We start from the raw sequence: 14,830 nt of genomic DNA on the forward strand, positions 1-14,830 counted from the left end.
GATGGTTCAATGCCTGTTGTGGCTAGTTGGTTTACACGCACAGCAACAGGGCTGGGATAAGCATTTTCAGGCCAATACCATTGGGCATCGAACGGTACTCTCAACGATTCGCTTGGGATTGGAGGTACTCAGGCGGCCTGATTATCAAATCACGGAGAAAGAATTGCTGGCGGCCTGGGTATTATTCGCCAATCAGTTGCTCAAATATGGCTATGCTATGGCTGATTTATGAGGGGATCCTTCAGCACTCAATTTGGATTCAATATGATAACCAAAAAACTATTAAGACAAGCTTACGAAAGATATGGTTTCTCTGAACAATTAAACAAAAATGAAGATGTAGCAGTTTTTTCCATTAGAACTGGACATTATCACAACGCAGACATAATACCATTAAATAACAACGTTAACACTTCAACTATTTTCACCGAATACACGGAGCTAGGCTACGCCTGCCAAATAAAAAGATACAACTCAATTGAAGAGGTTCACACAGCACTTTTTAGCGGTTTCTTTAATTTAGAAGCAACGAGAGAAAGGCTTATAAGAGATTATAACGAATTTACTAACGCCCTGGTTAAAATACATTCTGAACGAGCTGCCTATTCATATATAAAAACCCAATATTTAGTCAACAATAGGCCGGGGGATTCAACAGTAATAAACGAGATATTAGACAGACTTGATGAAGATAAACCAATATTATTTCTTGTTGAAGCAGCAGCAGGATTTGGAAAAACATGCTCTGCATATGAGTTAATAAAAGAAATAGTACACAAAAAACCATACTCAATTCCATTATTTTCAGAATTATCTCGAAACAGACAGGCAAAAATTTTTCGATATGTTTTATTAGATGAAATAGATAGAAGCTTCCCCCTATTGTCATCTTCACTTGTAAGAGGTGAAATTAAAAGTGGAAAAGTACCAGTTGTACTCGATGGATTTGATGAACTATTACACGAATCAGTTACAGATGACGAAAAAAACTACGAATCGACAGAACCTATGCTGGAGACTATTAGCGAACTTCTGATTGCTAGAGCAAAAGTTGTTTTAACAACAAGAAGGACAGCAATATTTGATGGTGATGACTTTCATCAATGGATACAAAACCATGAGAATGATTTCGATGTTGTTAGAATAAGAATTAATGAACCCCAAGTTGAAGATTGGCTTTCTGAAAACAGACTAGAAAGATTAAAAAACTCTGGATTCCCAATTGAAAATATATCAAATCCAGTTTTGCTATCATTTTTAAGATGCATCAGCGATGATGAGTTTGAAGAGGTAACTAAACAATCTACAAAACTAGTTGACAAATACTTCAGCTCAATGATGGAAAGAGAAAGAATTAGACAAGATTTGATAATGGAACCGAAAGAACAATACAAAATTTTAAGAAGTATCGCAGATGACATGATTGAGTTTGATTATACAAGTGAAGCAAGAGATTATATCTATAATTTAATTCTTGAAAATAACCAAGTGTTAATAGAAAACACAAGAAAATACTATCCCGCCGAAACAAGACCTACAACCGATGAGCTAGTAAATAAATTAACTAGCCACGCCTTACTAGATCGGAATGGTAAAGAATCTCAAGGAATTGGTTTCGTAAACGAATTTGTACTTGGTAACTTTTGTGCAGATAATATCATTGATAATACATCTATGGAATGGGATGGTGACAAACGGTTTATAGAGCCTGCAATTATTTCATACTTGCCGAGAACTAAAGAAGAAAAAGAGTTATTATGGGAATCACTAAAATTTGTTTTAGAGTTCATGAATGGGTATGACAAAGTCAGATATAACTATCTACTAACTGAGAACATGCTAATGAACTTAGATGGAGAAAATATTGAAGATTTACATATTGAAAATATAAAATTTGCAGAATCGTCATATATAAAAAACTCTACATTTATAAACTGCAAGTTCACCAACTGCAACTTCCATTTAAAAGAAATATATAATTCCACATTCATAAATTGTGATTTCTACAACTGCAAACTAGTCCCGTCAGCAGTTAATAACGAAAGAGAAGTATATTTTGCTGGTTGCAGCTCCGATAACGACTTAATAAGTTTGGTTCCAGAAAACAAGGATAATCTCTCAGTTGAAAATGAAGAATTCACAGATTGCGACATATACGTACTCGAAAGATTTTATCCAAGAGGAAGCCAAACCTTTTACAAACACAGAGCCATTGGAGCAATTTGCACTAACAATAAATATTTTAACCATCTAGATATACTTAACTCAATAGATAAATTAAAAATAAAAGAATTTTTGTTAACACCAGAAAAACGTTCATTCCTAGAGATTAACATAGATATGATTGGTGATATAAAAACACTTTTAGGGAGAGCATAAATGAATGGTAACTATGACCAATCATTAGCAAAAAAACTGCACTACAGCATTGAAAATGAACTAGATAGATTGGGACTATTATTTAGAGTTTTTTCACGAACTAAAACAGAAAAGTCTATAAATGACAAAATTTCATCAAAAGGCATTGATTACTATTCAAATCAGGGAAAGAAAATCCAAGACTTATTTGGAATAAGAGTAATTCTTTACTTTCCTGACGACCTAAAAATTTCTCAAAGAGCTTTGCAAAAAATGTATCAGTGCCTATCTAAAGAGGTAGACACTCCAGACTCATCATTATTTTCCGCCACAAGATGTAATTATATATTCAAATTACCTGACAGCATTATTAGAGATTGTCAAACAATAAAAAATAATTCATTAATTGATACCACATTTGAAGTACAGTTTAGGACAATTTTATCTGAAGGTTGGCATGAAGTTGAGCATGACCTTAGATATAAATGCAAAGACGACTGGAATAAACATGACGATTTATTCCGTGCTTTTAATGGAATATTTGCAAGCCTGGAGACTTCAGAGTGGGGAATAATGAGTTTATTTGAACAACTTGCTCATCGACATTATAAAAATAATGAATGGGCTCCAATGTTGAGAAATAAACTTAGACTAAGAACTGGAAATGAATTAAACAGTAATTTAAAAGAAATACTGTCATCTGATAGTGTTGGTAAAAATTTTTATCGTCTTAACAGAACAAAGTTACTACTTACTATATTAAACAAAGGATTACAAATCCCAATAAATATAAATAATATCATATATATTTCAAACTATTATTTTATAAAAGACTCTAGAATCTCTGATATAACGCCTTTTGTGCTTAAGAGGATATTAGATGAGGCTCAATAAATATAAAATTTAACTAGACACCCATTGTTAAATTTTCTAAAAGGTGTTGCAGTCAAAGATCGGATACTGACAAAGATGGAACAAGCATATCTCTTTTGAGATTAACAGCCGACGCCAAGGCTACAGAAGTTCGCCTTCACCTGCGAAGTTGCTGAAGGGCGTTGAAGAAAAGCGCGTGAGCGAGGCATGGATGCCGAGCTAGCTTTCGGGGTACAGGATGTACCATCGGAAGCGTTAGCGATTTTCGAATAAGCACGAAGCCACTAACCAATGCATGTAACTTCGCTAGGGACGCTGGGGGATTTCCAAAAGGGGAACAGGCGCTTTTCCCCTTTTGGTCGACTCTTAATTAAAAATCAGGGGGTGAAGCCCCACGACTTTGATTTTGCCTTTAAAAGCAATCAAGAATTATGGGATATGCCCAACTCTATAAATTAACAAATAAAACGAAGGTGACAGGAGTGCCCCCTTCCCTACGAAATTACCGCTGGGTGATAAGATGTAGCTAGAGCTACACTTCGACATCCCTGACCTCGGCGGCAAAACTAAGGTAACGCTCACATCTCGCCAGCAACTGCGCTTTGTAATGAGCCACAAATGATGTTTCACTCTCATCGAGAGCCGGGAGCATTGAAACCACCTCAGTTATTGCCTGCGGTATTCTTCGCGCTATTGTCGTTAAGTTACTGATTAATAGATTTCTTGGTAAACCTAAGCCATCAATAAATGCGGCCAATTGATACGCGTAAATACTATTTGGATCAAATTCGTCATCGATTGCCATAGCAAGCTGTTGTTCAAAATCTTCATACATAGCCACGCTGACCAAATCGTACCAAGGAGTTGGCTCCATTCCGCTTGGCGTCATAAAAAATGAGTAGTTTTTACCGTGTGCATCGGCATTACCGGCCAGTAAATTGAACAGCGCCCATTGCAAAATGTCTTGCTTAGCAGCCACTGGATTACGGCATGTTGCAGCAAGACTAAAGAGCCTGTTAAAACTTACCCCTTCACGAATACCTTTAACATCACGCCCTGAACCAAAATTACGTTCATATTTTTTGCTAACACTAAAACCAAGTGCTTGGCAGCTATCGACAATATGCCTTCTTAATACCCTTTGCTCATTTGGCATATAACGTCGGTCAAAGCGTTCGACACAGAGTACTTTGTAATGGCCAAAATGAACGATATCAACATTAGCCACATTCATTCCAATCGCCTTAGCTAGGCGCATCGTCATAAATTCATTGAGCACTAAATGGCGATATTTTTCGAATTTAACAATATGGGTTGATGAAAGCGCGCCTTCGGCAAATGCAAATTCTTCACCGTTATAAAACAGGTTTAATTTAGGTTGTACACCCGCTACCGACAGTCGAGGTTTGCCGTCCCAAATTTCCATAGGCCACATTGTGGGATCTTCAATTCGCTGAATAACTTCTTCAGCCTTAATTGGCCGTAATTGTGTTTCAGGCAGCAAAGCCCCTTTAGGAACAAAAGCAACAGCACCTGCGGTATCCAGACCAATTGCACGGATCAAGGCAAACGTATTTCCCTTGGAGACGCCAAGAGATTCAATTAGATAATCTAATCCTTTGTTTTCCGGTAATAAGTTAACCAAAAACATCGATATCTGACTGCTTCTTCCTGTGCCATCTAAGGGAATTGTTGGGGATAGTGGGAATCCACTTTGTTGCCAGTCTTTGGTGTAATCCACCGCAAAGGTGTCGGTCGTCGCATCAAAGGATAACTCCCCGATAATTAAATCACCGAGGTGCATCTCTAACGTGAGCTTTTTGGAAGTACTCATAGGTTAATACCAGCCGTTAGTTTCGGTGTCGCTGGTTTGAACCGAAACGATATCAATCCCTAGACCATCAAGAATTTTGAATACGGTTGAGATATAAACATCCTCACCTTTTTCAACTCGGATCAGCGTTTTTTTGGTTACGCCGCACAGCATGGCTGCCACGTCTTGAGTAAGAGCAGCACTTTTCCTTCGCTCTTTAATTAACAAGCCGAGGGATTGTTGATTTAGCGGTGATACCATCATCATCTCCAAAAGTGTAACTTCATACACCTTAGCTCTAAAACCAGCCCCATTCAATATAAAAGTGTACAGAACTACACTTTTGGATGATTGAAAATGACAAGTCATCAAAAAGTGTACAATGTTACACTTTATGGTCATTTCAGTGCTTAAATCCCAAAAAGTGTAGCTAAGTACACCCAATATTTCCCCAAGTTGCCAGACCAAAAACAAAACCCCGACACTGTTTCCAGTATCGGGGTTTTTCTTTTACAAGAACTTTAGTTTGAGGCTTTTAGGCTCCAGACCAGCAAAGTATCTTACGTAGGATAAATCGAGTTAGAACAAGGCGCTTTACCACGACGTTTAGCTTTCTTAAACGAGTGGTGAAGCAACGCAGTTATCACCGATTTAGACCAGTAAGATTACATCATGCCGCCCATTCCGCCCATCCCACCCATACCGCCCATATCTTGGCTAGCATTTTGTGGAATTTCAGCAACCATAGCTTCTGTAGTGATCATCAGACCTGCGATTGACGCAGCGAATTGCAATGCACAACGGGTCACTTTAGTTGGGTCAAGGATACCCATTTCTAACATGTCGCCGTAAGTGTCGTTGCCAGCGTTGTAACCAAAGTTACCGCTGCCGTTCTTCACTGTGTTAGCAACAACTGACGCTTCTTCACCCGCGTTAGTGGCGATTTGACGTAGTGGCGCTTCCATTGCACGCAGTGCGATAACCACACCGTGTTTTTGGTCTTCGTTTAATACTTCTACTTCAGCGATCTTAGAAGCTACGCGAACCAGAGCAACACCGCCGCCAGGAACCACGCCTTCTTCTACCGCAGCGCGAGTTGCATGCAGAGCATCTTCAACGCGGGCTTTTTTCTCTTTCATTTCAACTTCAGTCGCTGCGCCAACTTTAATCACTGCTACGCCGCCAGCTAGTTTAGCCATACGCTCTTGCAGTTTTTCTTTGTCGTAGTCAGAAGTTGATTCTTCAACTTGTTGTTTGATTTGGCTTACACGAGCAGCAATTTGTGTTTGCTCACCGTTACCATCGATGATGGTGGTGTTGTCTTTAGTGATCACAACACGCTTAGCTGTACCTAAATCTTCCAACGTTGCTTTTTCAAGCTCTAGGCCGATTTCTTCAGCAATTACAGTACCGCCAGTCAGGATTGCTACGTCTTGCAGCATTGCCTTACGACGATCGCCAAAGCCAGGTGCTTTAACGGCAGCCACTTTCACGATACCGCGCATGTTGTTCACAACTAATGTTGCTAATGCTTCGCCTTCAACGTCTTCAGCAACGATAAGCAGTGGCTTACCGGTTTTTGCCAGACCTTCAAGGATAGGTAACAGTTCGCGAATGTTAGAGATTTTCTTGTCTACTAACAGTACGAATGGGTGATCTAACTCAACGCTGCCGGTTTCTGGCTTGTTGATGAAGTATGGAGACAGGTAGCCACGGTCAAACTGCATACCTTCTACTACGTCCAATTCGTTTTCTAACGCTTGGCCTTCTTCAACTGTGATCACGCCTTCTTTGCCAACTTTTTCCATCGCAGTTGCGATGATTTCGCCGATAGATTCGTCAGAGTTTGCAGAGATAGTCGCAACTTGGGCAATCGCTTTTGAATCTGCACAAGGTTGTGATAAGGCTTTTAATTCAGCAACGGCAGCGATCACGGCTTTATCGATTCCGCGCTTCAGATCCATTGGGTTCATACCGGCTGCAACGGCTTTTAAGCCTTCAACTACAATAGCTTGAGCCAGTACAGTTGCAGTAGTAGTACCATCACCGGCGGCGTCGTTGGCTTTAGAAGCAACTTCTTTCACCATTTGCGCGCCCATGTTTTCGAATTTGTCTTCTAACTCGATTTCTTTGGCAACAGACACACCGTCTTTAGTGATCAGTGGTGAGCCGAAGCTCTTGTCTAATACCACGTTACGGCCTTTAGGGCCTAAGGTCACTTTAACTGCGTTTGCGAGAATGTTTACGCCAGCCAGCATTCTTACGCGAGCGTCATTACCAAATACAACTTCTTTAGCTGCCATCTTGATTATCCTTTAAATTTTTAATGATTAATTGGAATGTCGAATTGATGCTGAGGATTAACCCACTACTGCCATCAGGTCAGCTTCCGACAGGATCAAGACTTCTTGACCGTCGATTTTTTCTTTCTTAACGCCGTAACCTTCGTTGAAGATCACCACGTCACCCACTTTGACATCCAGTGGCTTAACTGTGCCATTTTCTAAAATACGGCCATTGCCCACAGCAAGGATTTCACCGCGAGTTGATTTTTCAGCGGCGCTACCGGTCAGTACTATGCCACCCGCTGATGTTGATTCAACTTCTAGACGCTTAACGATTACGCGGTCATGTAATGGACGAATATTCATCTATGAACTCTCCTAATGATTTGATGCCCTACAATCGAGCCTATTTGTGATTAAAAAAACAGACACCTTAGTCTGCTCTTTTGCTGTCTGAGATATGGGGCTGACAGTGTCGAGATCCAAGGGCATTTACAAAAAAAACTTCAATTTTTTGATGTCGGTTTTTTCAAGTCCACACAATCCTGCTAGAATCTCGCCTCCGCTCGCTAACAAGGCACTATTTTTCCATGAAAGACAGACACGGGCTGCTCACCGCGCCAATTGGTCGTGTACTGCTCAACATGAGCCTCCCCAACTTAATTGGCATTATGACCATTCTAGGTTTCAGCCTCGCTGACACTTTTTTTATCAGCCAATTGGGCACTGAAGCCTTAGCCGCCATCAGTTTTACCTTTCCGGTGACCTTAGTGATCTCGAGCATCGCCATTGGTATTGGCGCTGGTGTCTCGACCAATTTAGGCCGACTTATCGGTTCGGGTAATGCCCACAAGGCCAAAGTGTTCTTGCATGATGCCTTATTGCTCACCTTTGTCTTGATCGCCAGTTTAGCCGCACTGGGTAGCATTTTTATTACGCCATTGTTTCGCTTACTCGGGGCAAACGATGACAGCTTGCCGCTGATCCACGACTATATGATTTACTGGTATGTCAGCGCACCGCTGCTGGTATTGTTGATGGTAGGCAATCAAGGCTTACGTTCCACTGGCGACACCCGCTCGCCGGCGATGATCATGGCGCTGGCGGCACTCATCAATCTTATCCTCGATCCGTTACTGATTTTTGGTGTTGGGCCATTTCCACGTTTAGAAATCCAAGGCGCCGCAATTGCAACCCTGTTCGCTTGGTTGATTGCCTTATCTTTGTCGGGATATTTGTTGATTGTCAGGCGCAAAATGCTCGAATGGGCCGCCTTTGACATAGACAGAATGCGCGCGAACTGGAGCAAATTAGCCCATATAGCACAACCCGCCGCCTTGATGAATTTAATCAATCCACTAGCCAATGCCATTATTATGGCCATGTTGGCGCATATCGATCACAGCGCCGTGGCAGCCTTTGGTGCCGGTACTCGGTTAGAGTCAGTGCTATTAATAGTAGTGATGGCACTGTCGTCGAGTTTAATGCCCTTTATTGCGCAAAACTTAGGGGCAGGACAGCCACACAGAGCGAAAGAAGCCCTACTATTATCGATAAAATTTATCTTTATTTTCCAAACCTTACTCTATATCCCACTGATCTTTTTAGCCGAGCCTATCGCGCATTTATTCAGTACCGATCCGCAGGTTATCGAATGGCTTAGTTTTTATATCTTAGTGCTGCCCTGCGCCTACGGACCTTTGGGTATAGTGATTATTGTCGCGACCTCGCTCAATGCCTACCACAGGCCTATGAGTTCATTAGTCATCAATCTGTGCCGCTTAGTACTGCTCATGCTGCCGCTAGCAGCCTTGGGATCGTATATAGGTGACGTTAAAGGCCTGCTGCTCGCGCTACCTGTGACCAATATTTTGATGGGAATTGCCTGTTATTGGCTGGCGCAGCGGATCTGTGAGCCCACAAAGATCACGACCGCAAACGCCATTAGCGAGGGGTAAACTAGCTTGATTTTTTAACGGGAAAGCGCAACACGTCGTCTGAAAACGCTCCCGTAGAGGCTTTGCAGGATCGACGTGGGCCTTGCTCGCTCATGTTGATCGGCACGCCATTTGGCACTAGCTCTTGCATGATATAGTCGATAAAGCGTCGACAGGCTAAACTCACGTAACGTCTTGATGGATAAGCTAAGAAACACTCGCCTTGGTGGGGTTGGATTTCAGGTAACAAAGTAACTAACTCACCGCTTTGTACATATTCATCCACGACTTCAGCAGGCGCATACACTATGCCGCGTCCTTGCAATCCAAACTCAACCGCCACTTCAATACTGTTGGAGCAGAAATTACCTCTGACTCTCACCTCTTGTTCTGAACCGATAAATAACTCATTAAAAATTTTGCCATTGGATAAACGGAACATAGACACATTATGTGCTTCAATCTCTTTCGGTGTTTTAGGTGTACCGTATGCAGCTAAATATTGCGGACTGGCGTAAAAACGTAAGTCAGTGGTAAAAATCGGCCGCACTACTAAATCTAAGGTATCCAACGCAGGCTCGACGACAAAGGCCACATCGAGATTATGTTTCACCATATCAACGGATTCTGAACTGCTGATGACTTCTAAGGTGAGTTTAGGGTGCATATCCATAAAGCGGAAAATGGCTTGCATCAAGATTTTCATGCTGTGGATGGGGAACATTTGAATACGCAAATGCCCGCTGATCTCAGCATCGTCATTGGTCATTTCGAATAGGGTTTCGTCGAGCTGAGCCAAAATATTCTGCGAGCGCTGGTAAAAATGGCTGCCCGCAGAAGTGAGCGTCATAGAGCGGCTCTGACGGTGGAACAATTTAATGTTCAGCTCATCTTCCAAGGCTTGCAAACGTCGACTCACAGTCGATTTAGGTAAGTTAAGTAAATCCGCCGCTTCAATCAAACTACCGGTTTCAGCAATTCGGTGGAATAACGCTAAGTCCTCTGTCTTCATTTTGACCTTAAGTTCAATCTCATTATGTGGGACTGATAATCCCAAAGTATCCCGTTTATTGCAACTAATTTAGCTGGTATCTTCGCGCCCAGAAATGCTGACAATTTGTTAACTAGGAAATATCCACCATGAAATCATATCGACTCTTGCCGCTGACAATGCTGCTTCCAGCCCTGATCAGTGGTTGTTCGCCTGCGGAAAGTTCAGTGCAAGTGGCAACAATTCGTCCGGTTAAACTGTTTGAAGTACTCAATGTAGAAGACGGAGATTTCAGAACATTTCCAGCCCGCGTTGCCGCCAATAGTCGCGCAGAATTATCGTTCCGCATTTCAGGACAATTAACAGAATTGGCATTAGTTGAAGGGCAAAGAGTCACTCAAGGTAGCTTACTCGCAAAACTTGATGACAGGGACGCCCACAATAATTTAATGACCCGTGAGGCGGAGCATGAACTGTTAGCCGCTGACTTTAAACGTAAAGTCGAGCTACTCAATCGCAAGCTGATTTCACAATCTGAGTTTGATAGCACTCAAGCGCAACTCAAATCGGCCACCGCCGCCTTAGCCGCTGCACGCGATCAACTGAGTTACACCCGTTTAACGGCACCTTTTAGCGGTACGGTCGCCAAACGTTTGGTGGATAACCACCAAATAGTGCAAGCAAACCAAGGGGTATTAACATTACAGAACAATAACTTGCTCGATATTAGCATTCAAGTTCCCGAGTCGATGGCGGCGGGTTTGAAGCAATATACCGATCAAGCTCATTTTACAGCTAAGGTGCGTTTTAGTGCCTTCCCCGAGCAAAGTTTCGATGCCAAATTTAAAGAATACTCGACTCAAGTCACGCCGGGCACCCAAGCCTATGAAGTGGTGTTTTCGTTACCTCAACCTCAAGATATTCAGTTACTTCCAGGAATGAGTGCCGAGTTGACCTTAGCCTTAGTCAAAGATCCTAGTGCCCTTTCGTCAACGGTAGTGCCAGTGACCGCTATCGATAAGCGCGACCAAGATGGCCAAGTGCAAGTGTGGATTTATCAAGCGCAATCGGGTGAAGTAAAACCGACGATGGTGACGCTAGGACGCGTGAGTAATCAAGGTGTTGAGATTTTAACGGGCGTCAACAAGGGCGATCTCATCGTCAGCGCTGGAGTGTCTCAATTATCCGATGGCATGAAAGTCAAACCACTACGCTGGCAGCGTGGGGTGTAATTGATGAACATTGCAGAGTATTCGATACGCCACAAAGTCATCAGTTGGATGTTTGTGTTGCTACTACTCGTGGGTGGTAGCGTCAGTTTTACCGGTTTGGGGCAACTAGAATTCCCCGAATTTACCATTAAAGAAGCTTTAGTGATCACGGCTTATCCCGGTGCATCGCCTGAGCAAGTTGAAGAAGAAGTGACATTACCGCTCGAAGATGCCCTGCAGCAACTCGACGCCATTAAGCATGTGACTTCAATTAATAGTGCGGGTTTATCACAAATCCAAATCGAGATTAAAGAAAGCTACGATAAAACCAGCCTACCGCAGGTATGGGATGAAGTGCGTCGTAAAGTCAATGATGCTGCGGGAAACTTGCCGCCGGGCACAGCAACGCCACAGGTGATGGACGACTTTGGCGATGTGTATGGCATTTTATTTAACCTTTCGGGACCTGATTACAGCAACCGCGAGTTGAGCAATTACGCCGACTATCTGCGCCGCGAGCTAGTGCTAGTACCTGGAGTAAAAAAGGTTTCTGTTGCTGGCAACGTCACCGAGCAAGTCGTGATTGAAATCTCCCAGCAAAAGCTGTCGGCACTGGGGTTAGATCAGAGCTATATCTATGGTTTAGTGAACAATCAAAACGTCGTCTCTAACGCGGGCAGCCTAGTGATTGGCGATAACCGTATCCGCATTCATCCCACCGGCGAATTTAGCAATGTGCAGGATCTCGCGCGTTTGATCGTCAGCCCTCCGGGTAGTTCTGAGCTGATTTACCTTGGCGACATTGCCAATATTGAAAGGGATTATGACGAAACCCCTAACGTGCTTTATCACAATAAAGGTGAAGCTGCGTTATCGCTGGGGATTTCTTTCTCTAGCGGTGTGAATGTAGTCGAAATCGGGCAAAAGGTCAGTGACCGTTTAGCCAAGCTTGAATCACAACGCCCAATCGGCATGAATTTAGCGACGGTTTATAATCAAAGCCAGGCGGTAGATGAGACAGTTAACGGCTTCTTAATCAACCTAATGGAATCCATTGCCATAGTGATCGCCGTGCTTCTGCTGTTTATGGGATTGCGCTCAGGCCTGTTGATGGGCCTGATCTTACTGCTGACGATTCTAGGCACTTTTATCGTGATGAAAGTGCTCGGGATTGATCTACAGCTCATCTCCCTCGGCGCACTCATTATTGCCCTTGGTATGTTGGTCGATAACGCCATTGTCGTTACTGAAGGCATTTTAATTGGTATCCGTCGCGGTAAGACCCGTTTAGAAGCGGCCAAACAGATAGTGTCCCAAACCCAGTGGCCGCTATTGGGCGCGACTGTGATTGCCATTATTGCCTTTGCCCCCATTGGCTTATCGCAAAATGCCGCCGGTGAGTTCTGCCGTTCTTTATTCCAAGTGTTGATGATTTCACTGTTTATCAGCTGGATCACCGCCATCACACTCACGCCGTTTTTCTGTCATCTGTTATTTAAAGATGCGCCGAGCGATGAAGAAGCCCAAGACCCCTACAAGGGCTGGTTCTTCAGCTTATATCGCACAAGCTTGATTGTGGCACTGCGCTTTAGGCTGGTGAGCATACTGCTGGTTATCGCTATGCTTTTCAGCGCTGTGGTGGGCTTTGGCCATATCAAGAATGTGTTTTTTCCGGCTTCTAACACGCCGATTTTCTTTGTGGATATCTGGATGCCAGAGGGGACTGACATCAAGGCGACCGAGCGTTTTACCGCTGATATCGAGAAGTTAATGCTTACGCTGGACGAGCAAAAAGACGTTGGGCTAAAACACTTAACAACCGTTATTGGCCAAGGTTCGCAGCGCTTCGTACTGCCCTATCAGCCAGAAAAAGGCTATCCCGCCTTTGCCCAGTTGATTGTAGAAATGCAGGATTTAGACGCAGTTAAAGCCTATATGCCAGAATTAGAAACCTTGTTAAATCAACGTTTCCCGCAGGCACAATATCGTTTAAAAAACATGGAGAACGGCCCTTCGCCCGCCGCCAAAATTGAGGCACGCTTTTACGGTGATAACCCAGAAGTGCTGCGCGCTTTAGGTGCCCAAGCCGAGGCGATTTTCCACGCCGAACCAAGCATGGATGGCATACGTCACAACTGGCGTAATCAGGTGCCCCTGATCCGTCCGCAACTGGAAAATGCCCAAGCGCGCGAAACAGGGATCAGTAAGCAAGATCTCGACAATGCCCTATTGGTTAACTTTAGCGGTAAGCAAATTGGTTTATACCGAGAAACCAGCCACTTGCTGCCCATCGTCGCCAGAGCGCCCGCCGAAGAACGTTTGCAAGCGGACAGCCTGTGGAAGCTGCAAATTTGGAGCAGCGAACACAATACCTTTGTGCCCGCCACCCAAGTAGTCAGTAGCTTCAACACTGAGTGGGAAAATCCACTGGTGATGCGCCGCGATCGCATGCGCATGCTCGCTGTGATGGCCGATCCTAAGCTTGGTAGCAATGAAACCGCCGATTCTGTACTGCGCAAAATCAAAGACAAGGTCGAAGCGATCAGCCTGCCCGCGGGTTACCGCTTGGAATGGGGCGGTGAATTTGAAACCGCAGGTGAAGCACAAGCGTCGGTATTTAGCTCAATTCCCTTAGGTTATCTGGCGATGTTTTTGATTACCGTATTCTTGTTCAACTCAGTGCGTCAGCCCTTAGTGATCTGGTTTACTGTGCCACTGGCCTTGATTGGGGTTTCAGCGGGACTCTTGTTGTTCGATGCGCCCTTCAGCTTTATGGCACTACTCGGATTACTGAGTTTGTCGGGCATGGTGATTAAAAACGGTATTGTCTTGGTCGATCAGATCAACCTCGAGCTCAGTGAAGGTAAACCAGCCTATTTTGCCTTAATCGACTCCTGTGTCAGCCGTGTTCGTCCAGTGATGATGGCCGCGATAACCACTATGCTCGGGATGATACCGCTGATCCCCGACGCGTTTTTCGGTTCTATGGCGATTACAATTATTTTCGGTCTAGGCTTCGCTTCTCTGCTGACGCTCATCGTACTGCCAGTGATGTACAGCCTAGTATTCAATATCAAAGCGACGGCAACAGGAGGTCAATCACCCAGCTAACCTGCTCCGCATTTTATCCAAAAACGCTTCCCGGCGCGGCCGGTCAGTCATTCGTGGCTGGCTGGCCATTTCATTTTTGATCTATTGCGGTTTGAGGGACAATTTAAACAAGCACATCCATTAGATAAACAAGTTTGGCAAACTGAGATTGGTCTTTAATTACGATAACTAATATGACTGATAAATAAATATATTAATTAAAAAAATGAACTATCAGTTCCATATTTTCACCGCTAATAAAGGACAATTAC

10 protein-coding genes and 1 pseudogene are annotated in these 14,830 nt (G+C 43.5%); 6 read left to right on the plus strand and 5 right to left on the minus strand.

Annotated elements, in window-relative coordinates:
- From L5M18_RS19080 to L5M18_RS19090, 3 genes and pseudogenes are all read left to right on the plus strand, one after another.
- Nucleotides 1–232, plus strand: a pseudogene (locus tag L5M18_RS19080) (IS4 family transposase); the annotation flags it as partial.
- A 32-nt stretch (nt 233–264) separates the two neighbouring features.
- Nucleotides 265–2,379 carry a pentapeptide repeat-containing protein gene (locus tag L5M18_RS19085; protein ID WP_263198241.1) on the plus strand — a complete coding sequence of 705 codons (2,115 nt, stop codon included), beginning with the start codon at nt 265–267 and terminating at the stop codon, nt 2,377–2,379.
- Entirely contained in the window at nt 2,380–3,252 is an 873-nt protein-coding gene (locus L5M18_RS19090; protein WP_263198242.1) for a hypothetical protein, read from the plus strand.
- A 511-nt stretch (nt 3,253–3,763) separates the two neighbouring features.
- On the opposite strand, the gene L5M18_RS19095 is transcribed toward L5M18_RS19090, so the two are convergent.
- From L5M18_RS19095 to L5M18_RS19110, 4 genes are all read right to left on the minus strand, one after another.
- Nucleotides 3,764–5,065, minus strand: a complete 1,302-nt coding sequence (locus L5M18_RS19095) for a HipA domain-containing protein (protein WP_263198244.1) — start codon at nt 5,063–5,065, stop codon at nt 3,764–3,766.
- A gap of 3 nt (nt 5,066–5,068) precedes the next feature.
- Entirely contained in the window at nt 5,069–5,305 is a 237-nt protein-coding gene (gene hipB, locus L5M18_RS19100; protein ID WP_259523426.1) for a type II toxin-antitoxin system antitoxin HipB, read from the minus strand.
- Nucleotides 5,306–5,709: 404 nt separating this feature from the next.
- Complete coding sequence (gene groL, locus L5M18_RS19105; protein ID WP_011847850.1) at nt 5,710–7,347, minus strand: chaperonin GroEL; 1,638 nt, start codon at nt 7,345–7,347, stop codon at nt 5,710–5,712.
- A gap of 57 nt (nt 7,348–7,404) precedes the next feature.
- On the minus strand, nt 7,405–7,695 hold the full coding sequence (locus L5M18_RS19110; protein WP_006086113.1) for a co-chaperone GroES: 291 nt from the start codon (nt 7,693–7,695) through the stop codon (nt 7,405–7,407).
- A 224-nt stretch (nt 7,696–7,919) separates the two neighbouring features.
- Here L5M18_RS19110 and L5M18_RS19115 point away from each other — a divergent pair, with 224 nt between their 5' ends.
- Entirely contained in the window at nt 7,920–9,287 is a 1,368-nt protein-coding gene (locus tag L5M18_RS19115) for an MATE family efflux transporter (protein WP_263180421.1), read from the plus strand.
- Nucleotide 9,288: 1 nt separating this feature from the next.
- Here the strand turns inward: L5M18_RS19115 and L5M18_RS19120 are convergent, their stop codons facing one another.
- Nucleotides 9,289–10,278: a LysR family transcriptional regulator gene (locus L5M18_RS19120; protein WP_263198263.1), complete on the minus strand. Its 990-nt coding sequence runs from the start codon at nt 10,276–10,278 to the stop codon at nt 9,289–9,291.
- Between the two features lie 128 nt (nt 10,279–10,406).
- Between L5M18_RS19120 and L5M18_RS19125 the strand changes: the two genes are divergently transcribed.
- A complete protein-coding gene (locus tag L5M18_RS19125; RefSeq protein WP_263180422.1) occupies nt 10,407–11,489 on the plus strand; it encodes an efflux RND transporter periplasmic adaptor subunit in 1,083 nt (360 codons plus the stop codon).
- Nucleotides 11,490–11,492: 3 nt separating this feature from the next.
- Entirely contained in the window at nt 11,493–14,579 is a 3,087-nt protein-coding gene (locus tag L5M18_RS19130; RefSeq protein WP_263198245.1) for an efflux RND transporter permease subunit, read from the plus strand.
- Nucleotides 14,580–14,830 lie beyond the last annotated feature (251 nt).

The organism is Shewanella sp. SM20, assembly GCF_025654545.1.
In the GTDB taxonomy this organism is placed as follows: Bacteria; Pseudomonadota; Gammaproteobacteria; order Enterobacterales; family Shewanellaceae; genus Shewanella; species Shewanella oncorhynchi.

What these genes read in the sequence shown, in the direction of transcription:
- L5M18_RS19085 (WP_263198241.1), top strand. Translation starts at nt 265, where the DNA reads ATGATAACCAAAAAACTATTAAGACAAGCTTACGAAAGATATGGTTTC.
- L5M18_RS19125 (WP_263180422.1), top strand. Translation starts at nt 10,407, where the DNA reads ATGAAATCATATCGACTCTTGCCGCTGACAATGCTGCTTCCAGCCCTG.
- hipB (WP_259523426.1), bottom strand. Translation starts at nt 5,305, where the DNA reads ATGGTATCACCGCTAAATCAACAATCCCTCGGCTTGTTAATTAAAGAG.
- L5M18_RS19110 (WP_006086113.1), bottom strand. Translation starts at nt 7,695, where the DNA reads ATGAATATTCGTCCATTACATGACCGCGTAATCGTTAAGCGTCTAGAA.
- L5M18_RS19130 (WP_263198245.1), top strand. Translation starts at nt 11,493, where the DNA reads ATGAACATTGCAGAGTATTCGATACGCCACAAAGTCATCAGTTGGATG.
- L5M18_RS19090 (WP_263198242.1), top strand. Translation starts at nt 2,380, where the DNA reads ATGAATGGTAACTATGACCAATCATTAGCAAAAAAACTGCACTACAGC.
- groL (WP_011847850.1), bottom strand. Translation starts at nt 7,347, where the DNA reads ATGGCAGCTAAAGAAGTTGTATTTGGTAATGACGCTCGCGTAAGAATG.
- L5M18_RS19095 (WP_263198244.1), bottom strand. Translation starts at nt 5,065, where the DNA reads ATGAGTACTTCCAAAAAGCTCACGTTAGAGATGCACCTCGGTGATTTA.
- L5M18_RS19120 (WP_263198263.1), bottom strand. Translation starts at nt 10,278, where the DNA reads ATGAAGACAGAGGACTTAGCGTTATTCCACCGAATTGCTGAAACCGGT.
- L5M18_RS19115 (WP_263180421.1), top strand. Translation starts at nt 7,920, where the DNA reads ATGAAAGACAGACACGGGCTGCTCACCGCGCCAATTGGTCGTGTACTG.